18 protein-coding genes are annotated in these 25,718 nt (G+C 46.2%); 6 read left to right on the plus strand and 12 right to left on the minus strand.

The features are described 5' to 3' along the window. Nucleotides 1-186: 186 nt before the first annotated feature. From NFHSH190041_RS04550 to pepA, 5 genes are all read right to left on the minus strand, one after another. Nucleotides 187-3,066 carry a valine--tRNA ligase gene (locus NFHSH190041_RS04550; RefSeq protein WP_261924112.1) on the minus strand — a complete coding sequence of 960 codons (2,880 nt, stop codon included), beginning with the start codon at nt 3,064-3,066 and terminating at the stop codon, nt 187-189. Between the two features lie 15 nt (nt 3,067-3,081). Beyond that, entirely contained in the window at nt 3,082-3,546 is a 465-nt protein-coding gene (locus tag NFHSH190041_RS04555; RefSeq protein ID WP_261924113.1) for a DNA polymerase III subunit chi, read from the minus strand. Between the two features lie 204 nt (nt 3,547-3,750). Next, nucleotides 3,751-5,268 (minus strand): BCCT family transporter, encoded by a 1,518-nt coding sequence (locus NFHSH190041_RS04560; protein ID WP_261924114.1) that lies wholly within the window; start codon nt 5,266-5,268, stop codon nt 3,751-3,753. 21 nt (nt 5,269-5,289) lie between these two features. Beyond that, entirely contained in the window at nt 5,290-7,281 is a 1,992-nt protein-coding gene (locus NFHSH190041_RS04565) for a CocE/NonD family hydrolase (RefSeq protein ID WP_261924115.1), read from the minus strand. A 238-nt stretch (nt 7,282-7,519) separates the two neighbouring features. Further along, entirely contained in the window at nt 7,520-9,028 is a 1,509-nt protein-coding gene (pepA, locus tag NFHSH190041_RS04570) for a leucyl aminopeptidase (protein WP_261924116.1), read from the minus strand. 369 nt (nt 9,029-9,397) lie between these two features. Between pepA and lptF the strand changes: the two genes are divergently transcribed. From lptF to NFHSH190041_RS04585, 3 genes are all read left to right on the plus strand, one after another. Continuing rightward, nucleotides 9,398-10,510, plus strand: coding sequence for an LPS export ABC transporter permease LptF (gene lptF / locus NFHSH190041_RS04575; RefSeq protein WP_261924117.1), 1,113 nt, complete (start codon nt 9,398-9,400; stop codon nt 10,508-10,510). Next, complete coding sequence (lptG, locus tag NFHSH190041_RS04580; protein ID WP_261924118.1) at nt 10,507-11,565, plus strand: LPS export ABC transporter permease LptG; 1,059 nt, start codon at nt 10,507-10,509, stop codon at nt 11,563-11,565. Before lptF ends, lptG begins: the two co-directional genes overlap by 4 nt. 253 nt (nt 11,566-11,818) lie before the next feature. Continuing rightward, nucleotides 11,819-12,769 (plus strand): hypothetical protein, encoded by a 951-nt coding sequence (locus tag NFHSH190041_RS04585; protein ID WP_261924119.1) that lies wholly within the window; start codon nt 11,819-11,821, stop codon nt 12,767-12,769. Nucleotides 12,770-12,895: 126 nt separating this feature from the next. On the opposite strand, the gene NFHSH190041_RS04590 is transcribed toward NFHSH190041_RS04585, so the two are convergent. From NFHSH190041_RS04590 to NFHSH190041_RS04610, 5 genes are all read right to left on the minus strand, one after another. Beyond that, nucleotides 12,896-15,223 (minus strand): J domain-containing protein, encoded by a 2,328-nt coding sequence (locus NFHSH190041_RS04590; protein ID WP_261924120.1) that lies wholly within the window; start codon nt 15,221-15,223, stop codon nt 12,896-12,898. Then, on the minus strand, nt 15,220-15,987 hold the full coding sequence (locus NFHSH190041_RS04595) for a DUF1266 domain-containing protein (RefSeq protein WP_261924121.1): 768 nt from the start codon (nt 15,985-15,987) through the stop codon (nt 15,220-15,222). The genes NFHSH190041_RS04590 and NFHSH190041_RS04595 overlap by 4 nt, the downstream gene beginning before the upstream one ends. A 22-nt stretch (nt 15,988-16,009) precedes the next feature. Beyond that, the gene (locus NFHSH190041_RS04600) at nt 16,010-17,683 is read right to left on the minus strand and encodes an Hsp70 family protein (RefSeq protein WP_261924122.1); all 1,674 of its coding nucleotides are present in this window, start codon (nt 17,681-17,683) and stop codon (nt 16,010-16,012) included. Nucleotides 17,684-18,402: 719 nt separating this feature from the next. Further along, on the minus strand, nt 18,403-20,628 hold the full coding sequence (locus NFHSH190041_RS04605) for a tetratricopeptide repeat protein (RefSeq protein WP_261924123.1): 2,226 nt from the start codon (nt 20,626-20,628) through the stop codon (nt 18,403-18,405). Further along, the gene (locus tag NFHSH190041_RS04610) at nt 20,625-21,392 is read right to left on the minus strand and encodes a DUF1266 domain-containing protein (RefSeq protein ID WP_261924124.1); all 768 of its coding nucleotides are present in this window, start codon (nt 21,390-21,392) and stop codon (nt 20,625-20,627) included. Before NFHSH190041_RS04610 ends, NFHSH190041_RS04605 begins: the two co-directional genes overlap by 4 nt. Before the next feature lie 1,057 nt (nt 21,393-22,449). Here NFHSH190041_RS04610 and NFHSH190041_RS04615 point away from each other — a divergent pair. From NFHSH190041_RS04615 to NFHSH190041_RS04625, 3 genes are all read left to right on the plus strand, one after another. Continuing rightward, the gene (locus NFHSH190041_RS04615; RefSeq protein ID WP_261924125.1) at nt 22,450-23,100 is read left to right on the plus strand and encodes an RNA ligase family protein; all 651 of its coding nucleotides are present in this window, start codon (nt 22,450-22,452) and stop codon (nt 23,098-23,100) included. After that, entirely contained in the window at nt 23,097-24,368 is a 1,272-nt protein-coding gene (locus NFHSH190041_RS04620) for an AAA family ATPase (RefSeq protein WP_261924126.1), read from the plus strand. Before NFHSH190041_RS04615 ends, NFHSH190041_RS04620 begins: the two co-directional genes overlap by 4 nt. A gap of 108 nt (nt 24,369-24,476) precedes the next feature. Beyond that, complete coding sequence (locus tag NFHSH190041_RS04625; RefSeq protein WP_261924127.1) at nt 24,477-24,818, plus strand: DsrE family protein; 342 nt, start codon at nt 24,477-24,479, stop codon at nt 24,816-24,818. Nucleotides 24,819-24,838: 20 nt separating this feature from the next. Here NFHSH190041_RS04625 and NFHSH190041_RS04630 read toward each other — a convergent pair whose 3' ends face one another. Both NFHSH190041_RS04630 and NFHSH190041_RS04635 read right to left on the minus strand, forming a co-directional pair. Beyond that, a complete protein-coding gene (locus NFHSH190041_RS04630; RefSeq protein WP_261924128.1) occupies nt 24,839-25,348 on the minus strand; it encodes an RDD family protein in 510 nt (169 codons plus the stop codon). 34 nt (nt 25,349-25,382) lie between these two features. Continuing rightward, nucleotides 25,383-25,634: a DUF2960 domain-containing protein gene (locus tag NFHSH190041_RS04635; RefSeq protein ID WP_261924129.1), complete on the minus strand. Its 252-nt coding sequence runs from the start codon at nt 25,632-25,634 to the stop codon at nt 25,383-25,385. Nucleotides 25,635-25,718 lie beyond the last annotated feature (84 nt).

Here is a 25,718-nt window from a genome sequence, read left to right on the forward strand (position 1 = left end):
GTTATGGGTGAATTAGTTGTGCGCGAGTTAGTGATAAGCTTGGGGATGAATAGCAAGAAGCATAGGTAGTGATGGATAGATAGAATAACCCTTGCAACCCACGGTATTGGGTGGGAAATAAAAAGGGCTGCCTTACGGCAACCCTTATTTATCAGATGGCGGTATCGCTACCGCTAAACAAGCTGATTAGGCTTCCAGTTTAGCCAGTTCTGCCTTTTGTTCGTTTAGCTTATCCATATCGCGGGTAAAGTCGGCCAGTTTGGCACGCTCTTTTTCGATTACCGCAGCAGGGGCTTTGGCAACAAACCCTTCATTAGACAGCTTGCCTTCAATGCGCTTGGCATCTTGAGCCAGTTTTTCCAGCTGTTTGTCGATACGGGCCATTTCAGCGGCAACGTCAATCAGACCTGCCATTGGGATCAGCAGCTCCATTTCACCAACCAGCTGGGTGGTGGACATAGGTGCAGTTTCACCGTCAGCCAAAATGGTCATGGATTCAAGTTTGGCCAGTGTCTGGAAGAAGGCTTGGTTGGCTTCAATGCGTGCCTTGTCTTCAGTGCTGACATTACGCAGCAGGGCAGACAGAGGCTTGGATGGGGCAATGTTCAACTCGGCGCGGATATTACGTACCGCAACGATCACTTTTTTCACCCACTCCAGATCTTCCATTGCAGCGGCATCAACCTTGGCGGCATCAAACTCAGGGAAGCTCATCAGCATCAGAGTTTCGCCTTCCACGCCTGCCAGTGGCTTCACGCGGTGCCAGATGGTCTCAGTGATGTATGGCATCAATGGGTGCATCAGGCGCAGCAGTTGTTCCAGTACAGTCACCAGTGTATGGCGAGTGCCACGCAGCTGAGCTTCAGTGCCATTGTTCAGTACCGGCTTGGTCAGCTCCAGATACCAGTCACAGAACTGGTTCCAAGTGAACTCATAAAGGGTGTTGGCGGCCAGATCGAAACGGTAAGCTGAGATATGCTCATCGAAGGTTTTCACGGTTTCGTTGAACAGACCGATAATCCAGCGATCAGCCAGTGACAGCTCCATATCGCCGCCAGACTTTCCGTTTGGAGAATTAGGGCCACAGTCCTGCTCTTCAGTGTTCATCAACACATAGCGGGATGCATTCCACAGTTTGTTACAGAAGCTACGGTAACCGTCCAGACGCTTCATATCCCAGTTGATATCACGACCGGTAGAGGCCATGGCTGCCAGCGTAAAGCGCAGTGCATCGGTACCGTGAGCTTCAATGCCCTCGGCAAATTCTTTGCGGGTGCTCTTTTCAATCTTAGCGGCCAGTTGAGGCTGCATCATGTTGCCGGTGCGCTTGGTCACCAGGGACTCAAGATCAATACCGTCAATCATATCCAGTGGATCCAGTACGTTACCCTTGGACTTGGACATCTTATTGCCCTGTTCGTCACGGATAAGACCAGTCACATAAACCGTTTTGAATGGTACCTGTGGCTTGCCGTCATCATCTTTGATGAAGTGCATGGTCATCATGATCATCCGGGCAACCCAGAAGAAAATGATGTCAAAGCCGGTCACCAGCACATCGGTAGGATGGAAGGTTTTCAGCTCTTCAGTGTTTTCTGGCCAGCCCAGAGTAGAGAAGGTCCACAGTGCAGAAGAGAACCAGGTATCCAGAACGTCATCATCCTGACGCAGGGTTACATCGTTGCCAAGCTTGTGCTTGCTACGTACTTCAGCTTCATCACGGCCAACATACACCTTGCCGGTTTCGTCATACCAAGCTGGGATACGGTGACCCCACCACAGCTGACGGGAAATACACCAGTCCTGGATATCGCGCATCCAAGAGAAGTACATGTTTTCGTATTGCTGAGGTACAAACTTGATATCACCGTTTTCAACGGCTTCAATGGCGGTTTTGGCCAGTGGCTTAACGGACACATACCACTGATCAGTCAGCAGTGGTTCAATCACCACGCCAGAGCGGTCACCGTAAGGGACTTTCAGGCTGTGTGGCTCAATTTTTTCCAGCAGACCCAGGGTGTCAAATTCAGTAACCACAGCATCGCGGGCTTTGAATCTGTCCATGCCGGCATAACGCTCAGGCAGGCTGGCATCCAGTTCACTGTTCAAGGTGCCATCAGTGTTAACCACTTCAGCCACAGTGCGGATGGCGGCATCCTGAGTCAGAATGTTGAACATTGGCAGCGCGTGGCGCTTACCCACTTCATAGTCGTTAAAGTCGTGGGCTGGGGTGATTTTCACACAGCCGGTACCGAACGCCATATCAACATAATCGTCAGCCACTACTGGAATACGGCGGTTAACGATAGGCAGAATGATCTCTTTACCGATCAGTGACTGGTAGCGCTCATCATCAGGATGAACCGCTACTGCGCTGTCACCCAGCATGGTTTCTGGACGGGTGGTGGCAACAATCAGGTAATCTTTACCGTCAGCAGTCAGGGCGCCGTCAGCCAGTGGATAACGGAAATGCCACATATGGCCCTGTTTTTCTTTGTTTTCCACTTCCAGATCGGAAATTGCGGTGTGCAGCTTTGGATCCCAGTTCACCAAGCGCTTGCCGCGGTAGATCAGGTCATCTTCGTACAGACGAACGAAAACTTCTTGTACCGCTTTGGACAGACCCGCATCCATGGTGAAGCGTTCACGATCCCAATCGACAGATGCACCCAGACGGCGCATCTGACGGGTGATGGTACCGCCGGACTGTTCTTTCCACTCCCACACTTTATCCATAAAGGCATCGCGGCCCAGATCATGCCGGCCTTTGCCTTCTTCGGCTTCCAGTTTGCGCTCAACCAGCATCTGGGTAGCAATACCCGCGTGGTCAGTACCAACCTGCCACAGGGTGTTTTTGCCTTTCATGCGTTGGTAGCGGATCAGGGTATCCATAATGGTATCCTGGAACGCGTGGCCCATGTGCAGACTGCCGGTTACGTTCGGTGGCGGGATCATAATGCAGTAATTGCCGTTACTCTGGTCACCGCTTGGCTTGAAATAGCCTTTCTCTTCCCAAACTTGGTAGAGCGCCTGTTCAATAGACTGGGGATTGTATGTTTTTTCCATGGGAAATTACGTTTCTCAAACTGATTTAAGAGGCTCTGTTGCCAAATCCTGGGTGCTGAGAGGGATCCCAAGCGCCCGGTATTGCTTGTAGCGGTGTCGGGCGATGGCCTTCAGGTCATCATCACTGGCAACGAAATCGATAATGTGGTCAAAGTTTACCGCAAATGACGGGCTTTGGTCTGCAAGATTAATCAGTACTTGACGCAATTTATTCGGGCCAAGATTATCAAACCCAATCTCAACCGGTGCGCCGGTAGACGGGCCCTCGCCTTTGAGGTTATGGGGCACAAAGCTGTCCGCTTCAAACTGCCATAATTGCTCATCAATGGCGTAAGCCTGGGTTTTGTCATTGCAGTGGATATATACCTGAGCACCGTCGGCATAATGCAAGCGGGCCATTTGGCAGGCCGTCAATTGAACCTTTTCTGTAGCGTTTAGCACTGCATCGCGTTGGAGCAGATAGAAAATGGCCTGACTCATCGGCTGTTTTTGACCTTGTTATCCTTTGACATAAGGGCGGGATTTTACACCTTTTGTGGCAAGGTTAACAGAATAAGGCGCGTTCAGCTGCTGAAAGCATCTGAACGCGAGAGCTATGCACACAGAACCGGGTTTGAGGTGACCTGATATTTGATGGATTCATTTACATATTTCCAATTTAATCAATCTATTATTTTTATTATATTATTTGTCAATAGCTAAGGGGTTTTTTAGCCAATAAATTAATGTAAAACTGCAAGCTAGAGTAATTAATGCAGCCGGTAACCCTCCGAGATTAGAGAGTTGTTTAATGCCGGTGATGCCGACAGTACTGATCATAATCCAAGCGACTAAACCGATGAGGGTACCCCAGAGTATTTTTATGGGTAATGCCGTTCTTTCATCTGACTCTGAAGTAAAGTTTTTTGTGCATAAGTCACCAATGGCATCTGTACTGGAGTCAGCAGCGGTAACATAAGAGATAAATGCAATAAAAATTAAGAAAAATGAAGTAATACTACTCATAGGTAATTGCGCCATAATATAATAAAGTAGTTGTTCAATACCTTCATTATTTAAAACGCTATGTAAAGCATCATTAGAGATAACATCAAAATATATTGCCGTTCCGCCAAAGACAGATACCCAGAGTAATATAAATAAGCTTGGGAAAATGAGATTTATCTGAATAAATTCTTTTACCGTATACCCTCTGGCAATTTTACCAAGAAACATAGCTGTAATGGGCGCCCAGGCAAACCATACGGCCCAGTAAAAAACACTCCATGATTGTGGCCATGGGTCATCAGCAGCCTGACCTGTAAATAAGCTTAAGCGGAAAAAATTTTGTAAATATGCTCCTAAGCCTTCAGTACCAATTGATAATATATATATTGTCGGGCCGAATATGAGGACAAATATAAATAATGCAATTAACATCCAGAAGTTTGCTTTAGATAAGCGTGCAATCCCTTTATTTAAGCCACTGGCGGCTGAAAAAATAAAAGTGACTACAAGTATTAAAACAAAAGCGCCTAATGTGATTGCGTTTCTATCGATATTAATAAACTGGCTAACACCCCCTAATAGTGTTAGTGCACCTGTTCCTAATGATGATGCCATTCCAACAACCAAAGAATATAGGGCAAGTGCGTCAATAATATCAGAACATCTTGGTGTTAATACTTTACCAAATACGGGGTGTAGAGAACTGGAAATAGAAAAAGGTAATTTTAGATTATAAAATGTCAGGGCGAAAATCAGCGCCGGGACACAATAAATAGCATAAGGGGTTGGTCCCCAGTGTAAAAACATGGCTGAAAAGGCAAATAATGCCGCATTATCACTATCAGGTTCAATGCCTAAGCTTTCAGGCGGGTTATGTAAATGATAAATAGGTTCTGCTGTAGTCCAAAATAATACGCCAACTGCCAAGGTTGTACAGAGAACAATCATAAACCAGCGTGGTTTAGTGACTTTTGGGGTACTGTTTTTACCGCCAATACGAATATTGCCTAATCGAGAGAAGTAAGTGAAAATAATAAGCGCTAATAGATAAAAACTGCCGAGACTAAACAGCCAAGAAAATAACTCTAATACAGTGTTGTTTAATGATGTCGTTACATGGGTGAATTGTTTAATATCTATGACGCTAAGTAATAAGGCACCGATTAAAATAAAGAAAGTAGGAAAAAATACAAGTGGTCTTATATTTTTAAACATAGACTACTCCAATTGTTTTTATTATATATAATTTCTTTTTATAACTTCGTTAAATTCTTTTTTAAAGACAACTTCGTTATTATGTTTAGTAACCCAATATGCATTTATGTAAAAATTATTATGATCACAAGTCATGATATAATTCGCATTCAGACCTGTTCGCCATCCATCTCTCCCCATTTCCACATGCAGGGTAATATCATTTTTTGCGCTGTATGGATCTTGTGGATGAATTGATAAAAACTGATGAATATCAAACTGAACTTCACTTTGGGATGAGTTAAAAAATTGGCAACCAAAATCATCATATGTTTCGAGTGTTGTTATGCCAGTTTTATGATCTTTTTTTATGATTCTTTCGCTATTTGATGGCGTTCGTTGTTCTCCTGCAAACTGGATTGCGCGGTTGTAAGTGGGGATACGGTTAGTGGGGGTTTGGGTGGAATTTAGTGGGAGTGTAATTGAGCTAAGGGTAGGGTTTAATTTAAGTGTTGCATCATATTCACATGGCCAGGTTAATGGCCAATAGGCAGTAGATACCGCGATTCTAAGTTTATGGCCTTTAGGGATGATATAAGCGATATGATATAGCAGCACTTCAATCTGATATTCATAGTTTGGTTCTAAAACTTCAGGGAATTCGTGGCTATTGCGATGGGCTAAATTGAGTAGTCCGTGAGTGATCCGTGTCACCCCCCCACAAGGATGCACATCACAAATACGGATGATTAAATGGCCATTCGGGGCAGAGCTTGATAAAGCAAAATTAGCTTTTATTTGCCCTGCAATTGGTAATTCATCTTTTAACTTATCCGTTTCGAATACGACTGAACCTGCATCATCATGGCGTTGATCTGCAGACTGTTCCATTTCGAGTCGAATACCAACACACAGCCGACCGCTATCTAGACCGACATCTTGTGGTGAGTGGATTAAAATAGGGGCACTTTCTTTGGGCGTGGTTTGTAGCGATTTATCACTCAAATAATAGGTGAGATATTGTGTATTAGGTGATGGCCAAGTGGGTTCACTAACCCATTTCCCTGGTCGGATATTGTAATCTCGGCATGGCAGGACACTTTCCTGTAAGTAATATTGCAATTCTGGCTCACTATCGATGCCATTATCTATTTTTTTCAACCAACGATCCCACCATCGCACTGATTCTGCAACATAGTCCATTTGTGGATTTGGATAAGCAATATTGGGATATTTATGTGCCCAAGGGCCAATAAGTCCTTTTTTCGGGACAGTTAAATGACTGAGTAGTGTAAAAACGGTATTGCGATAGTTATCAGCCCAGCCGCCGATAGCGTACACGGGAATTTTGATTTTAGAATAGTCTTCGCATACTGAGCCATGCTTCCAATAATCATTACGGGTTTGGTTCGTTATCCATGGTGTGGCTAAAAAAGGCATGTGGTTGAGTCGGTTAAGCCAGATCGATTTCCATGTATCGCCAACCAGTTTAGGATCGGGACTGCGCGCTTGGGCATACGCCCAGAAAAAAGCGGCCCAATCCATATTGTCATTTAATAAACAACCACCTAAAAAGTGAATGTCATCACGAAAGCGATCATCGGTTGAGCATTGGGTAATAATGGCCTTAAGTGCGGGGGGATTCAGTGCTGCTATTTGTAGTGCGTTAAAGCCCCCCCAAGAAATACCAACCATACCGACGTTACCATCGCACCAGGGTTGCTTGGCAAGCCAATGAATTACGTCGTAGCCATCTTGTAACTCTTGGGCAGAATACTCATCTTCAAACAACCCCTCTGATTCACCACAGCCCCGTAAATCAACACGAATACACGCATAACCATGGGCAGCGGTTTCCGGCATCGTAATTTCATCACGGATGACGGTGCCGTCATTTTTGCGGTATGGTAAAAACTCTAAAATTGCAGGAACGGGATTCGTGTCGGCATCGCGGGGCATCCAGGCGCGAAATGCCAAACGGGTACCATCAGGGAGAGAAAGCCAAGCGTGGTGAATTTCTTTAACCGAATCCATTCGACAACCTTAACTATTATTTAAATTTTCAATTACAAACCTAACATCTAATGTGATATGAAAGTTTGACCTTGGTCATTAAAATAACCTATTTCATGACGTTGATGCCTTTGAAGGAATGGTTGATAGTCTTGCGCCGATGAGATTGTTTTGACCATTGGCGGCTCATATAGATAACACTTCGAAGACAATAAAAAAGCGAAGCCTAAGCTTCGCTTTTTTGGGTCTCCAAAGATGGTTACTCGTCGTTACCCGCACCGGCACGGTTAATCACGAACTGGGTCAGCAGGGGCACAGGACGGCCGGTTGATCCTTTATTTGCACCACTGTTCCACGCGGTACCCGCCACGTCCAAGTGAGCCCAGTTGTACTTCTTGGCAAAACGGGACAGGAAACAAGCTGCGGTAATGGCGCCTGCTGGACGACCGCCCAAGTTAGTCATATCGGCAAATGGGCTTTCCAGCATATCTTGGTACTCATCCCACAGTGGCATACGCCATGCGCGGTCACCAGACTGCTCACCGGCGTTAAGCAGTTCATGAGCCAGAGGATTATGGCCAGAGAACAGACCTGAAGCGTGTTTACCCAACGCGATCACACAGGCACCGGTTAAGGTGGCGGTATCGACAACCAGCTCAGGATCAAAGCGCTCGACATAGGTCAGCACATCACACAAAACCAGGCGGCCTTCAGCATCCGTGTTTAACACTTCAACAGTCTGACCAGACATAGTGGTGAGAATATCGCCCGGACGGTATGAATTGCCCGATGGCATATTTTCACAACCGGCGAGCACCCCAACCACATTAATAGGCAGATTCATTTCACAGATGGCACGCATGGTACCCAGAACGCCGGCAGCGCCGCCCATGTCATATTTCATCTCATCCATGGCTTCTCCGGGTTTTAGGGAGATACCGCCGGAATCGAAAGTCAGCCCTTTACCGACCAGTACAATCGGCTTTTCAGTGGTATTGACCGAGCCCTGATAATTCAGCACTGTCATAATGGATTCATTTGCACTGCCACGGCCAACAGCCAGATAGGCATTCATGCCCAGCTCAGCCATTTGTTCTTCACCGACAGTGGTGACTGTCAGTTTGTCAAATTGCTCGCCCATTTGGCGCGCCTGGGAAGCCAAGTAAGCAGGATTGCAGATGTTAGGTGGCATATTGGCCACATCACGACAAAGTTGCACACCCGCAGAAACGGCATTGCCATGCTCGATGGCACGCTCACCAACAGTTAATTCACGGCGAGTTGGGACATTGAAGACCAGTTTGCGCAGTGGGCGGCGGTATTCACCTTTGCGGCTTTTCAGTGCATCAAAGCTGTAGAGGCTGGCATTGGTGGTTTCGACGGCCTGGCGGACTTTCCAATAGGTGTCGCGGCTTTTGACGTGTAATTCGGTTAAGAAGCAGACGGCTTCCATGGAACCGGTTTCATTGAGGGTGTTGATAGTTTTGGCGATGATTTGCTTATATTGACGTTCATCCAGTTCGCGTTCTTTGCCACAACCTACCAGCAGTACGCGTTCGCTGAGAACATTGGGAACATGGTGCAGCAGTAGCATCTGACCGGGTTTCCCCTCTAAATCGCCCCGTCGCAGTAGATTGCTGATATACCCTTCGCTGATCTTATCCAGCTGCTCTGCAATTCCGGATAACCGCCGCGGTTCGTATACACCCACCACGATACAGGCTGAGCGTTGTTTCTCGGGGCTACCGCTCTTTACGCTAAACTCCATGAGCACTCCTAGATTCTTAAAGACAAATTTTTTTATTTATTGGATAATACCGCTTTGTGTCCAAATCTGGCACAGGGCAAGAGATATGCTGAGTTGTTTGCCTGAAAAACAGGCAGTGTGTGCAACGCGGCGGTATCCCATGGCAATGCGGGTTATCCATACCACTGTTCCCGACGGCAAGGGAGTCTTTGTCGGGCGGTGCCGACCCTGGTACTCCCAATGACTGCACTCCGAGATGCCATATGAATTGACAGACTTTATTTGCCCGTCAGCATGGGAGTTGGTCAGAAAACTATCAAAAGTAAACAGTTTACATGAAAGTCTGTCTGATACCAGCAAAAAGATAAGTTTAGATACCGGATTCAGCCTGTGATTGTATTTAGATATCTGATTCGAGAAGTTTTAAAGGCGCAAATCGCGGTACTTTTGGTACTGTTAACCATTTTTCTTAGCCAGCATTTTGTGCGAGTGTTGGCTGATGCCTCCGACGGTGACTTTCCCGGGTCACTGGTGTTGACCCTGTTGGGTCTAAATTTACCCAGTCTGACTGTACTGGTATTACCCCTCAGTCTTTTCCTTGGCATTCTGGTGGCCCATGGCCGCATGTACGCTGAAAATGAAATGGTGATTTTCCACGGTGTGGGGATCAGCGAATGGTATGTCACCCGAGTCACTTTGGTGCTGGCGGTGGTCAATATGATCATCACGGCTTGTCTTTCGCTCTATGTTGCGCCTTGGGCTGAAGAAACGCAAAACCAGGTACTGGAGCAGGCACAATCTGAAGCCGGTTTGGCCGCGTTGGTGCAGGGGCGTTTTCAGACCAGTCCTAATGGCCGCGCCGTATTGTTTGTGGAAAAAATCGGCAAAGATAACAGTTTGAGCAATGTGTTTGTTGCCCAAATGCCGGATCCCCATGATGAATCTGATGCGACTAATTTGGTGGTTGCCCGGAGCGGCAAAGTGGTGGAAGAAAGCTCAGGTAGTCAGCATCTGGTACTGAATGATGGTACTCGTTATCAGGTCACACCGATGAAACGTGATTATCAGGAGATCAATTTCGGCGGCTATGGCATGCAGATTAAAGAGCAGGAAGTGGATCAGCGCCGGCGGAAAATGTCAGCCCTGCCCATTGGCAAACTGATGCAGCTTGATACCCCGGAGGCTACGGCTGAATTTAACTGGCGTTTAGCGATTCCTTTGGCCATTCCATTAATGACCTTAATTGCAGTGCCATTGGCGCGGGTGAATGTTCGTCAAGGTAAGTTTGCCAAACTGCTACCGGCTATCTTGTTGTATCTAGGCTATTTCGGCTTGATGGTGGCGGGGCGCAAGGCGCTGGAGGATCAGGTGATACCCAGTTACTTCGGCATGTGGTGGATCCATATTATCGCCCTGATAATAGGTTTAATGCTGCTGGGTAAAGAGCGACCTATGGGGCTGAAGATATTTAGCTTCTTCAAACGTAAGAGGGCTGCACAGTGAAGATCCTTGACTGGTATATTGCTCGGGTGCTGTTGAGTACCTCTGCGCTGTGTCTGCTGGTGCTTACCGGGCTTTCTGGCATTATCAAGTGGGTGGATCAGCTGCGTCATGTGGGACGTGGTGCATACACCATGATGGATGCTGGCATTTATGTGCTATTTTTGATCCCCCGTGATGTGGAGATGTTTTTCCCCATGGCGGTATTGCTTGGGGCCTTGATCGGTATGGGGATGCTGGCATCCAATTCTGAATTGGTGGTGATGCAGGCCTCCGGTCTGTCCCGGCTGCAGATCACCATGTCAGCGATGAAAACTGCTGTACCTCTGATGCTGATGGTTATGGCATTAGGCGAGTGGGGTGCTCCAGTTGCTGAGCAAAAAGCCAATGATATGAAAGCAACCCTGATCTCTGGTGGTAGCATGATCCAGTCACACCGGGGCATTTGGGCTAAAGACGGTGATTTATTTGTCAATATTGGCGAAGTGGTGGACACCAATGTGCTGGCCAATGTTACCCAGTATAAGTTTGATGGTACCCGAGATTTAACCAATGTGATCCATGCGGATAAAGCGGTGTTTCAGCGGGGCTATTGGTTGATGACGGATGTGACCCGAACGGATTTGACCGCTGAGCGGGTGACACGCCATCATCTCAAACAGCTCGATTGGTACTCGACGTTGACGCCGGACAAGCTCAGTATTGTGTCGGTAAAACCCGAGGCATTGTCTATCGAAGGCTTGGTGGATTATCTCGAATACCTGAAAATTAATCATCAGGATCCCAGTCGTTATGAGTTGGCGCTGTGGCGTAAAATTATGCAGCCGGTCACCGTGGCCGTGATGATGTTAGTGGCCTTATCATTTGTATTTGGTCCGCTGCGCAGTGTGACCATGGGGGCGCGGGTGTTGTTAGGCGTTGTTGCTGGCTTTAGTTTCTATATTTCTAACCAAATCTTTGGCCCCATGAGTATGGTGTTTTCCTTGCCGCCAGCGGTAGGGGCTATCGCTCCGAGTTTACTGTTTACCGGTGTCGCACTGTATTTCATTCGTCGTTGACCAGACCACATTGGCCATACCAGCCATTTTGAGCTGAATAAAGCGCCCACTCGGGCGCTTTATTGCTGGTGAATTTGGGTTATCCATCACTTACTGACTCGATGAAAACTTGTTCCTACTTTTACGTCCTCAACCAGAAGTGCACTTAATCAGAACATAATTCAATGTGAGTTAGCTGATGCTGCAGTCACTTCCTTTAAGGTCACTTTTCTTAAGGTCACTTCCTTTAAAGTTACAGTCCCTTGGAAATATTATGTTAAAACGAATACTGTCATTATTACCTTTGGCCATATTGGCCGGGTTATTATATTTTCCAGCATCGCTGTGTCTGGCGCAGCAAGATGACCCTTGTCGTGGTGAGGCACTAAAGCAGGCGAGAGCCACAGCCAAGACAGCTTATGATCATCATGATATTGCCGGGGCTATTACGCGACTCAATGGCGCATTAAAAAAATGCACTTTGCAGGGTATGCATCAGCAGTCAGACGCCGGTTTACAACAAGGATTGTGGTTAATTAGCGATTTGATGTTTTACCAGCATAAAGCCGGAGATCAACTTGGCTGTTTAACCTTGGGGGATGAGGTATTTAATACTTGGTTGATCAGTGAACCCGATCGCTATGGCGCCAAAGTAACCCGGGCGTTAGAGGCGAATATTCGTCAGTGCCAAGACAAGTTAGCGCAGGAGTATCCAGCTCCAACCCAGTGTCCGGTTAAAGGCTATGAGGCGATGTGGGCGATTCCCGAGCGGTGGAAAAAACAAGATGACTTGCTGTATGAAGTAGCTTGTATCGGTTTTGTCGCTAATACCCCTCAACTGTTTAGTGATATGCGTGATGGGCCTAAATTTCAAAGCGAAGGAATGAAGGGTATTGCTCGTTTTAATCTGCTCTATAGTGAGCAACTCCAAGGTGAAATGACTGAGGCGGTACAAACAAAGTTTGCTGCAGGGGAAAAGGTGTTGCGCCCCGACTATCGGATTGACCCTTTATATGTTCAGCAACAGGGTCAGCTATGGGGCGGTGAGTGGTGTTATCGGCCGCAACAGGTTGGCTTTGGGGCGAAGGCGGGAGATATATTTATCAATCTTGATGCCTTTGGTTGCCCAAGTGGTAGCGCATCACTGACTTATCGTTTGCTGTTGTCACTGCATTATCCGTTTAACCTCACGCTTCAGCGGGGAGATATCTTTGCGCGGCATTAAAGCTAGCTGGGTTAGTTAGGTTAAAAAAACCGCGTCAGTCAGGATGTCGACGCGGTCTTCAGTGAGCTCAAGCTAGTTTAAGTAGTGTCAGTTAGCTTAAATCGAGTGAGATTTGGCCGCTTGGGTTTAATCTGCTCGGTCTTTTTCTTTCTGCCAAAAACGGCCCAAGAAGTTAGAGAAGATGGGGCGATGTACCATTTCAATTACACCGCCATTACGGAGCCGTTCTAGTGCGGCTTTAGCCTCAGTATTGCCATTATCAATGGCTTTTTGGTACCAGTACTCGGCTAGTTTCTCATCCACCTCGGTACCGCATCCTTGCTGATATATTTGTGCTAGTTCAAATTGGGCATCTGCCCAGTCTTGGTCAGCGGCTGCCTGATATAACGTCAAGGCCCGTTGCAGATCCTGCGCGACGCCTAAGCCGTTTTTAAAGATACCGGCTAATTTATACTGAGCTGCGATATAGCCTTGCGTGGCCGATTCTTCGAACCAATGTCTGGCGATGACATAATCTTCTGCAACAAAATCACCATTGCAGTACATGATGGCTAAGTTATATTGCGCAATCATATCACCCTGCTCAGCAGCCAGCTGGTATAGCTCAAATGCTTTACCTTTGTGTACCATCACGCCCCAGCCATGATCACACATATAACCGGCATTAAGCTGACTGATGGCATGACCTTGCTCTGCAGCCTTTGAAAACCAATTGAAGGCTGCGGTTAAGTTTTTTTTGACACCATTGCCATCTCGGTAAGCGATACCCAACTCAGCTTGAGCCTCTGGATGTCCATTTTCGGCTGCTGTTAGATACCATTGATTTGCCATATATTCTTGCCGGCATGCCCTACCATATCGATACTGTATATCCGCCAGTTTTTGGGTGTATTCTGCTTTTTTATTGGGTTGGCGAAGATAACAGAGATAAGCCTGATATTGATTGTGTTCCTGTTGGAAATAATCACCTATGGCTGCCAGCGGCTGATTGCTGTCTGGGATCATGTCATATTGCTGTAGAGCGTTTATCCACTCCTGTGGCATATTAGGATAGCGACGTAGCAGTTGTATCCACTGACTCTGATCCAGTGCTTCAATCCGCTCCTGAGTCGGCATTAACAGGATGCGCTTTTCTAGTACATCAATAATCTCCGGGTTTGTATTCAGGTACTCTAAAATATATTTTAACTGGGCACTGGCCAGAGTACACCAACGCTGCCAATCGGGATGCCTTAGCTTTTCATCAATATTTTGTTGCTCTAGAATGCTGAGAATGTGGCGGATTTGCGATACTGTGCCCAGTTGTTCGATAAGATTATGGCTGAACATTAATTCAGGCAGACTGGCAGGAGAAAGCAATTTTGCATCTATTTGGTTCAGGGTTATTAGCGGATTACCCAGTAGCTCCAGATAAAGTAGCTGTAATTGAGTATCATCTGCTGCAGGTTTCAGTTGTCGCTGCAGACGCCAGTATGCCGCACGTTTTCGTTGCCAGTGCTGAACCACTAATGCCATTGCCAGTGCCAGAAGTGGATCTTGTTTAAGGTTTGCCTGTATTACCAGCTGGGCAACGCTGGCATATTCAAATTGTGCCTGCAGTTTATCGAGACAGAGGTTGACGTCATAATACCAGCCTTTTTGCTGACACAATTGCGCCAGCATACGCCAGATTTGGGGAATATATTCTTCTTGAGCTGCAAAACTAGCATCCAGTATTTGACGCAACACGGCGTCCGGACATTGTCCAATGGCACTATATAGGCGTAACATACTGATACGATAGGTTTCACAGTCCACTTCTGGTAAAGGGGCCCGCAGCAGCTGGCGCAGCGCATTAGTATCCCGGAAACTCAGTGCCCGAGCTAATGGTACCAAATGTTGTTGTATTGATTTTTGTTCGCTATCCGTCATGGTGCTGAGCACGGCAGGTTCCATCAGACAGTCTTGTTGGGTCAACTGATACAGGTAGTCACCTAAATTTTCAGTGTCCGGTTGCTGACGAAAGCCATCCCATTCAAAGGTTTGCCATAGCAGTTCGTACACTTCCCCTATCATCCAGTCGCTGCAGGGGAGCATGGTATCCAGTACTTGACGGAAAATAATCTGTTGGCGGTTTAATGAGACCAGCGGATATTGTTCTACCCAGCGTTGCCATTGCGCTATATCAAAGCGGGTGACAGGATTATCTAGCAAGGTTTCTAGCTCTATGATCAGTGGATCCTTGTCAGTGTTTTCCTCCGCACGATCCGTTACCGGCCCATTTGTTGCTGTTGTAGTCGCCTCTTCATCGGGTTGGGCTGCCAGTTTCAAGGCGGTTTCATAGGCGAGGCGTAGTGCCTGAAATGCCTGAGGATCCTCTTCCGGATGTGTGGTTTTCAGTTGTTGGCGGTATGCCGTTTTAATTGCCTGGGTATCTTTGGTCGGAGCCAGTTGCAAGGTGTGCCAAATTGTCATGCCGCGTCTTCCTGGTTAAAAAGTTCAGACAGTGAAATAGGCACAGCTAATTCAGGTAGTGGTGTGTGCCAATCGAGTTGATTGAATAGGGGTTGGTAGGGAAGTAAATCTTGATAGAATTCATCGTATTCATAGCCCAGCCCCTGATTGAGTAATTTATCTCCCCAGTTTTCCAATGGTCCTTGACGAGTTTTATTGCCGAATAGCCAATAGTTACGGCCTAAAATACTGGCTGCTAGATATTGTTCCCAACTGTGGTAAAAATATTGTGCTCGTTGTGCGGTTAGATTTAATAGAAAACAGGTTTCATCATGAGTTAATTGCTCACAGAAATAACAAGCACGGATTAAATATCCAGCCCGACTGTAATCCCATGCCCGAATCCCACCCAACCCACAGTGGTGATAGAGTAGATCGGCAAATTGTGCCGTAGTACGTATTTTGTCATCTTGCTGATCATCAATATATTCCTGCCATTGATCCGATCCGGCAAAATGGATGAAATCTAGCTCTGATAGCAGTGAATCCCCATGAACTTCTGCATGGATTAATCGCATGATCGTATGGAGAAACTCTTCCCGGCTGGATATTCCCCAGCCATTGTTCAGGTCATTGAGCCAGTCAGCTTTGTCTGGATGGTCTTTGCGTAGCCCCAAGGCCATAAAATCGTAAACATCATCATCGACGATACTTTGTGAAGTGGTCAGCGCCATCCACCATTGGCAATGGGGCAGGCTGGTATCAAATTGGTTATATTTTTGCATAGTACTTTTTGTGTTGGATAAATCAGAAATTGTCTGACAGAGCGGCGTCAATTTGCTGCCGAGTCTTATTGATCAGTTGAATATCTTGGCTGATGAGCGCCTGATTAAATGACAGGATTAGTTGACTCAGATAGTCTCGTTCATCACCGAGTGCCTGTTCATACAGACGGTTGAGCTTTTCGTTAAAGGCGATATTTTCCAGTTGATCCCTTGGATGGGTTTTTAGGCGGCTGAGCTTGTCCAAGCTTTGTTGTTTTTCGCTGTCTGTCATGCCATTGGGGTGCTGGACAATCACCTTGGTTGTGGTTTGATTGGTTGAGACCACGGTAACATTGACTTCCAGCAGGCCATTAATGTCATAGCTAAAACGCACATCAATGGCCTCATAACCAGCCTTGCCAGCGGGGACATCAATGCTGAAACTATCGATAAGAATATTGTGGGTTACCCAGAAGGATTCTCCTTGGAATACAGCAATATTGATGCGGCGCTGGTCATCATGGGTGGTATAAAAACGCTCCTCTCGGGAGCAGGGGATCACGGTATTACGTTCAATAATGGGACTAAACAGGCCGGACTGAGTATCACTGACGGTCTCAATCCCTAAGCTGTAAGGACAGACATCGGTCAAAATCACCTCTTCGATGGATTTATCCCGCAGACGACAAGCCGCCTGCACCGCCGCGCCCATGGCAACCACCAGATCTGGATCCAGTGTTTGTTTGATAAAGCGGCCAAACAGCCGGGTCGCCATCTGGTGAATGTCTTTTAGCCGGGTTGCACCGCCGACAAAAATGATGTCATCAATTTCATCAATGCTAATACGGGCATCTTTCAGTGCCTGTTTTATGGGCTTAGCAATGCGGGTCATTACTGGTTGCCAGATTTTCCCCAGTTCATCATTATCGAAACTCAGCTGGCAGGAAAATGGTGCTGGCAACTGCACATCCAATTGAGTATGTCGCTGTTTTTTACCTTGCTCACAAGCGGCCGCAATGATGGCTTGCTCTGCCAGTACTGTCTCTTCGCGATTTAATTCGAGTTTGCTGTAGACGGCATCCATTAAAGCTGCGGTGAGATCCTCTCCACCCAAGAAGTTATCGCCGGTGGATGCATGTACTTCGATAAAGGTATCGGCTTGTTCAACAATGGTGACATCAAAGGTGCCGCCGCCAAGGTCAAAGATCAGATAGCGTTTATTGGCACTGCTGTCGTTAATGCCATACGCCAGACTGGCGGCGGTAGGTTCATTGATAAGACGTACCGCATTGAGTCCGGCAAGTTCAGCACTGTGACGCACTTCTTTACGTTGATGATCATTAAAATAGGCTGGCACGGAAATGACCACATCGCGGATAGGCTGCTGTAGATGTGTTTCAGCATCCTCCTTTAATGACTTAAGTATCAAGGCACAGAGCTCTGTTGGGCTGTAATCCTGCCCGGCCAGAGGGTATTTTTTATCTGTACCTAAATACCGTTTGAAAGTTGCAACTGTGTCTGCCGGATAGGTCACCAAACGGCTATGGGCGGGCTCGCCGACTAAAATGGTTTGATCCGCGGCAATACTGACAACAGAAGGCGTGAGATATTGATGGTAGATATTGGGGATCAATTCTGCTGCACCATTACGGTAAACGGCAATAGCACTGTTTGTTGTACCTAAATCAATACCGATAGCGAAAGCATCTTGTTGCAATGTGGTTATCCTGAAGGGGAAATTGCCAGTATATTCCCGTTATTCAGCAAGGCTAAAGCAGGATATTATTATAAGAATGCGTTTGCTGATTTACTGGGCATTAAGTTAATTAAATATCATGGAATTGATTGTTTGTTATTGCTTAAAGGCTATCAATTTATCATTGGTGGCTGGCTAAGTTGAGCTTGCTAAAACGTGAACTGACTATTTTGTTTTTATTTTAATAATGGCAAACTTTGCTGGTCTAGTGCTTTATTACTATCCTGATTTGTTGTGTGTAACCTCTTTTATCTCTCTTACTTATTTTTGTTATATATAATTGATTTTATGTGGTTTGCAGATTCAGGATTTGTTTTTAATTGCCTATTTTTAGGTAAATAATAACACTATGATTTGTCTGGTTAATTAAGTTTTTAGTTAAATTGAATGCTTTTAAAAGCATAAATCTTATACTTTGCCGCAAAACTGATAGTTGTCTCATTAATTGACACTGATGCTAACGCAATGACCATTTTAGGAATATCACTTGAAATGTTTTATCTTTAGTTGAAAAAATAAATCTTTATATAAATCCTACCAATTGTTGCAAAAAGCAGCTTGAATGGTCAGTAGAATGCTCGCAAAGTGATGTGGCAAACGTTATTAACACTATGGTATGCCATGTCCACTCAAAATAAGCTTAGAATCATACCGGCAGTTCAGGAGAGCTGCCGGTGATATTAATGCCGATGCATAATCTTATTCAGTATCTTAAATACTTTGGGTTTATTGCTTGTCGTGGGGGGTGGAATTGTGATTTTGGCCAGTAACTGTAATTCAGTCACAGCATCCTCACAGCCTTGGGCAGCGGCTTGTTGATACCAGTGCCGGGCTAATATTTCATCAGTTTCAATACCTTGTCCGTAATGATATAGCTGACCAAGCATAAACTGCGCGGAACGATGTTGTTGGGCGGCAGATTGCTCATACCAGTGCAGAGCCTGCCGGTCATCCCGTAAGACATATTCTCCCTTGTGGTACATATTGGCTAGGTAATACTGTCCCAGTCGGTGCCCGGCCTTAGCGGCTTGTAGATAATATTTAAATGCTTTTTGCAGATCCTGTGGCGTGCCTTGGGCCTGCTCAAATTGTCTGCCGGCATGGACCATAGCATCAATGTTGCCTTGCGCTGCGGCTTGGGTATACCAGTTTAGTGCCTGAGCGTCATCTTGTTCGACATCTTTGCCCTGGTGATAACGACAGGCCATTTCATACTGCGCGTCAGCGTGACCATTTTCTGCTGCTAATATGAGCCAATTGACTGCATCTTGGGGGGTATCGCTGTGTTGTGCGCAGTTGTATTGATATAACGCCAGTTTCTGCCGGATTTCCGGCGTTTTGCGGGGTTCTTTGATATACCAGCAGTAGCCTGTGCGCTCATCATGATGTTGATAGTAAAAATCACCGATAGCGGCAAAGGGTTGATGACAGTCGGGGAGTATTTTTTGTTGTTTTAATGCCGCCAACCATTCTGATGGTAATGCCGGGTAGCGGTATACCAATTGTAGCCATTGCCCCTTGGTCAAGGTAGCAATTAAATCTGCTGTGGGGGCAAGAGATAGTTGTCCTTCTAACAGGGCAATAATTTGCGGGGATGCATTAAGATAATCCAGCAATTGTTGTAACTGTAAATGTGCCAGTTGAAACCAAATCCGGGTGCCCTTGGTACTGTAATTGCCGATAGTTGCTGCAATGACCTGTTCAATATGATCTATGGTGTCTTGAGTGGCGGAGATAATCTGGCGAATATGAGCAACCGTACCCTGTTGTGAAATAAGGTGGATGCTCAGCATTTGCTCAGTCATACCTTGAGGCGATAGTCGTTGCTCATCGATCTGGATATGGGGTAACAAGCCTTGGCCAAGTAAATCTTGATATAGCAGGTTAAGCTCCGCTTCATCATGGTCTTTTTCAGCTGGGATAAGGCGACGCTCATGGCGCCAATAGGCTAGTGGCTTGGGGTCCCAGCGTTGTACCAGATGGGCCAGTGCTAATGCTAGCTGGGGGTCTTCACTGAGATTCCATTGCATGAGTAAAGTCGCAACGGTATTGAATTCATTTAAAGATAACAGCCTATCGATACAGGCATAAAAGGAAATATGCCACTGCTGTTGCAGACAGGCATAAGTCAATTGCTGCCACGTTTCGATGCTGACCCCATCATCATTGGCTAGTAGCTCGGTCACCATAGGTAAAAACAAGTTTGCGGGCCAGTGATTAGCCGCAGAATAAAGCCTAAGCAGATTGGCTTGCAGTGTGCGACTAAGGTTAACGGGCATAACGTGATGTTGCCGCAGTAATTGTCTCAGACTCGCGATGTCTTGATCATGTAAGGCTCGTGATAAAGGGGTGAGCACTGACAGCAGGGCATATTGCTCAATATGACTCATCTGGGGCAGTGAAGCGATATCGACTAGAGCGACTTGTCGTCTTAGCTGTTGCAGGCTTGGGTTTTTATTATCGTTTTGCCCGTGTGTTTGGCTGCGCCAATCACAGGTTTGCGTCAAAATGTCATATATGTCACCAATCAACCAATGGTTGTATGGTGCTAGGCTGTTAATCAATTGCTGAGTAATGACCTGCTGGCGAAGGGGGGAAACTAATTGATATTGTTCACGCCAACGCTGCCATACTGCGGGGTTACAGCGTCTGGCTGGATCTTGCAAAATGATATTGGCTTTAAAAACGAGCGGATCCTGTCGTAAGGTCAGGGGAGCCTCTATCGAAGTTTGGCTATCTGCTTGTTGTAGTGCCTGTTTCAATGCAGTTTCGTATGCATATCCCAGCCGCTGCAGTATGGCAGAATTATTCTCTGATGGCGTATGTTTTAATCGTTCACAGTAAGCTGATTTGATTGCCCGAATATCTGTGGTCGGTTCCAGTTGCAGTGTTTGCCAGATACTCATGCAGCACGTCTCGGCATTAATAGGGTGGATAGGGATTCAGGCATGGTCAGATCTGGCAGAGGGGTGTGCCAATCTAATTGCCGGAAGAACTCCTGATATGGTGCTAAATCGCGGTAATAGGTGTCATATTCATAATCAATTCCGCGGTTGAGTAATTTATACCCCCAATCTGCCAGTTTTCCGTTGCGGGTTTTATTGTTAAATAGCCAGAAATTACGGCCTAAAATGCCGCATTTGAGATATTGCTGCCAATTGCTGTAATGACGTTGAGCCTGACGGGCCGCAAGGTTGAGCATGTAGCAGGCTTCATCTTGGGAAAAATGTTCACAATAGTAACCGGCGCGGATCAGAAATCCTGCTCGGGTATAATCCCAGCCTTTTAAACCGCCAATACCGCAGTGGTGGTAAAGAATGTCGACAAACTGCGCCCGAGTCAGCTCAATATCATCGGTAATATTACGGATAAAACTATGCCATTGAGAAGGAGAGGCAAAATGTTTTAAATCTAACTCTGTCATCAATTCTTCACCATGGATCTCTCCTTTGATCAAGCGCATGATCATCACCAGAAAATCTGCTCTATCTTCAATTCCCCAGCCATTTTGTAGTCCCTGCTGCCATTCTTCGATATCTGGATTATCTTTGCGTAAACCAAGCGAAAAAAAATCATAGATATTGGCATTAGTAATAGTATGAGGGGCACTTAATGCCATCCACCATTGGCAATGCGATAAACTTTGATCATAAAGATATTGATTCTGCATAAATAATAGCTGATATATAAAAAATAATGGTAAGCAGCATCTAGCTTAAGTTAGTGAATCCATCGAGATGTTTGCTTCCTTGCAGGAGATTAAGTCACAACCGCTCTGAGTGGATAAAACATGAACATTAATCGATAACACGATACTCACGTAATAGGGTAATACTCATAAACCATATGTTGAGTGGAGAACGTTTCCGTCTTTCTGCCTTGGCTTAAATAAATTTGCTTACGCGTTTTTAAGCTTGGAATATTCAACAATACGGTGTGCCGCGATAGTTGTTTTCATGTTTGAGTAAACTGTTATCCAACAGATAAATTGATTCCTAAGCTTATTATTGACGACCAATATTCAGTCATTCTGAAACAGAGATGAAATGACTATGGAGTTAATCACACTGTGTCAATAGATAGCCTAAATTATGAGCTTGCGTTTGATGTTTTACGTTAATTATCTGTTTTTTAAATATTTCAAAGCTATTAATTTAGTTGCTTTGTTTAAATGCCTATTGTCTGCCGCTTGTGGGCTAAGCGGTGAACCCAGGTTAGTAAAGGGGACAGTACAGCGTTATCCCGTTGAGGTATGCAATTAACATTTATCCTTGATAGGTCTTTCCTATATCGATAGTACGAATCTGATAGTGCGGATAACAACGGATATTCTGAGTCGCTAATGAATCAGTGAGCATAGGTTATATCTACTATTTTATGACCTCGATAATAATACTTGTATGAGGAAAGTATTTTAATTGAACGATGGTGGCGATTTTTCAAGCTGATATTGGCAATCGGTGATTTTAATGTTTTTTTCAAACATAACGTTATCCCCTCTATTTAATAACATAGGCTATTAAATTCGTTGGAGTAGGCAACAAGTTTCAGCAATAAAAGCAATATACATTTATGTTACTGCGCAGTAGTATTGGCGATAATTTGATTTAGAGGCTGAAAGCGCTACTTTCGGTTGAGTTATGTAATTTGTTCTGTGTGTCTTGAGATTGTGAGTGACCTGTTTATTTAGGCGGGCTGCGCACACCCTAAAAATATCACTGGAACAAATGATGTCTATCACAAAATTTAAATATCCTCGCACAGTGCATTTACCTTGGTCAGCGGGTGTTGATGCTGACGATATCCGCTGTATCGATACTCGACAATTTATTGGCCGAGAAGTTGTTATTACTGAAAAAATGGATGGTGAAAATAGCAGCCTGTATCGCCATGGTTGCCATGCCCGTTCACTTGATAGCGTTAACCATCCGTCCCGGGATTGGCTGAAACAGTTTCATGCCGCTATCGCCGCTGATATTCCTCCACAATGGCGTATTTGTGGTGAAAACCTGTATGCCAGACACGCGTTGGCGTATACCCGTTTACAAAGTTATTTTTACGGTTTTTCTATTTGGGATGAGCAAAATATTTGCTTAAGTTGGGATGACACTCAGCTGTGGTTTTCGCTATTGGGCATTGTCTCACCTCGGGTGTTATATCGAGGCCCGTGGGATGAAAAATTTATCCGCACTTTGACAATAGATACCCGCCAGATGGAAGGTTATGTTGTACGCTTGGCCGATGCCTTTCACTATGATGCGTTTGCTGTATCTGTCGCAAAATGGGTGCGGGCCGGCCATGTACAAACAGGTAAGCACTGGATGTATGCTGAAGTGGTCGCCAATGGCTTAGCGCCGGTTACGCAGGAGGCGCAATGAAGACTTGGTTAATGGGTCTTGCTTGTGATGCGACCCCTTCCATGGCGCAGTGTTGCGCCCAGTTAGCGCCCATCATTCCTCAATTATCGGATTTGGCCGGTATTGCTCAGGATAGCCGATGGCACGGGGAAGGTGACGTGATGCGTCATAGTGCGATGGTAATGGATGCCTTGTATGGGTTATTGGCCGGTCCGGCTGCGCATATACGAGGAGCACGGCGTCAGGCATTGATTCTGGCGGCGGCGCTGCACGATATTGGTAAACTCACCTGTAGTAAGAGGGTGTTGCGAGACGGCATAGCTTATATTGTCAGTCCCGGTCATGAAGCGGCTGGGCGCAATTTACTGGCTTTTTTACTGCCTGAGTTACCCTTGTCCTTTGACGTTATTTGGTCAGTCCTCGGATTGGTGGGAGAGCATCATCAGCCCAAATTATTGGTGATAAAAAATAAAAATCGCGGCGAATATTTAGCGCTGTCACGCCGGGTCGATACTGAGTTGCTTTATTGGTTAGAGCAGGCTGATATGCGCGGGCGAATTTGTGCGGATTTACCCGCACAGTTAAGCCTGTTAGATGAATTTGAACTGTTCGCCCGGGAATACGGGGTATGGGGGCATGCCTTTACCCCTACAGTACTTCAGCAGCCATTACAGCGGGAGAACGACGCTGCGCAGCAATATGTGTGGGCGAGAGGCATTCGCTGGTTACAGCAAGACAGTATCAGCCTTGCCGAAGAGGCTTTGGCGCGCGGATACCAGCATAAAACTCATCATGCCAGATTGGTCATCCTTTGTGGTCCCAGTGGCGTGGGTAAATCCAGTTTTGTCGCGCAGCACTACCGGGATTGGCAGGTAATATCCCTTGATGCCATCCGCGAAGAGTTATTTACCGATCGTCAGTTACAGCAACACAATCGGCAAGTACTGAATGTGGCTCGGACGCGTTTAAAGCAAGGTTTGCGCTGTGGGGCTGATATGGTGTGGGATGCAACATCTCTGCGGCAAGATTTTCGTCAGCAGCTGATAAGCCTGGCGGAGGATTATCATGCTTTAGTGACTCTTGTGGTATTTATTGCGCCTCGAAGCCGGGTATTGCAGCGTAATCGGCAGCGCCGAGTTGCGGTTCCTCAAGCTGTGATGCTGCAACAGTTCGCCCGTTATGAATTCCCACAGGTAGATGAAACGCACTGTTATCAGGTATGGGATGAGCAAGGCCAATTGTGCTGGCAAAGCGGTTATTTTGTCCCTGCAGAGATGGCTGAAATCTAATGCGATGATGAATTAAATGACAGTGAGCCCTTTTTGTTAGCCAAGTGGCATTCTCTGTTTTCATATCCCTATATGGTGGCAAGAATTATTGTCAGATGGGGACAAGATATGCTGAAGATAATTCTGCATGTGAATGAAAGCAGCCAATGGCATAGAGCTATCAATAATATCAATAACTTATTAAAGGTGGCGGCAACGATAGAAATAGAGCTGCTGGTGCATGATGAGGCTATTGAACATTTATTAAAGGCAACCTTGGCACAGAATACAGATGCTGACGTGTTACAAAGGCTGATCCTGCAGGGCGGTTGTGTGGCAGTTTGCCATAACACCATGATGAAAAAGGGACTGGTTGCTGGAGATCTATATGATGCTGCAGTAGTAGTGCCAGCCGGTGTGTATGAGCTGGCACTGAAACAACAACAGGGATTTGCCTATATCAAGCCTTAAATGAATGGGGCTGTATTAACTTAGGCACCATGCCAGTTTCGCAGCTGATTCGCTGCTTGAGAAAGTACCACCACCTCTGAGCGAGTCATGCTGTCTTGCAGTGCTAGCTTATCTCTGGCCAGTAAAATAGCCAGATTACCCAACCCCAGCAGGGACCAGACAATTCTGGCATAGGCGGTGATCAGGCTAAGGTTACGGCCATCGGGATGTTGTACCTTCAGACGCCAAGCACGCATGCCCAGTGTTTGCCCGCCACGACTCCAGAACAAGGCATAAAAGCTGGCCACACAGATTACGAGGTAAAGCTGGTATAAGCCGTGGTAGAGCGGGTTGCGATTGAGCAGATCGGATAGATGTCCGTAGCCTTGCATATCAATCAAACCACTGCCTGCCAGTAGGGCAAATAGGCCAAAGCCTAAGGTGCCACAAAAGACATACACGGCAATCGCCAGCAATAAGTCATACACCATAGCCCCGAGACGGCGGAAAAATCCTGCCCGGGGGAAGTTAGCGTGCTCTGGATTATACATAGTGTCGTCCCTGTAATATGCGGCCAAGGCCCGTTTAGGCGTCCTGCTCATCCCTGACAAAATGGATATTGGTCAGGCCCATTCTGGCAAATTCGTTGGTACGAAAATCTCTTACGGCTTTACTGCCCTTAGAGGTCATAGCAACTTGTTGCTCCATCGCGAGAAAACGATCCAGATTTATGCCTTCTGCTGCCGCGGCTGCTTCATACATATCATGGTATTTGTCGTAGGCGAAGTTAATGACTTTTTCTTCGCCTTTGAAGGTATAGGCCACCTGACGTGCCATTGGTGCTCCTTAACGGAATGAGGAAATTGACGGGCAGTATACCTGAAATTGCATTTGGGATCGGCTCGGGTTTGTTTCTGTTAG

Origin of the sequence: Shewanella sp. NFH-SH190041 (assembly GCF_024363255.1) — a bacterium.
Lineage (GTDB): Bacteria > Pseudomonadota > Gammaproteobacteria > Enterobacterales > Shewanellaceae > Shewanella.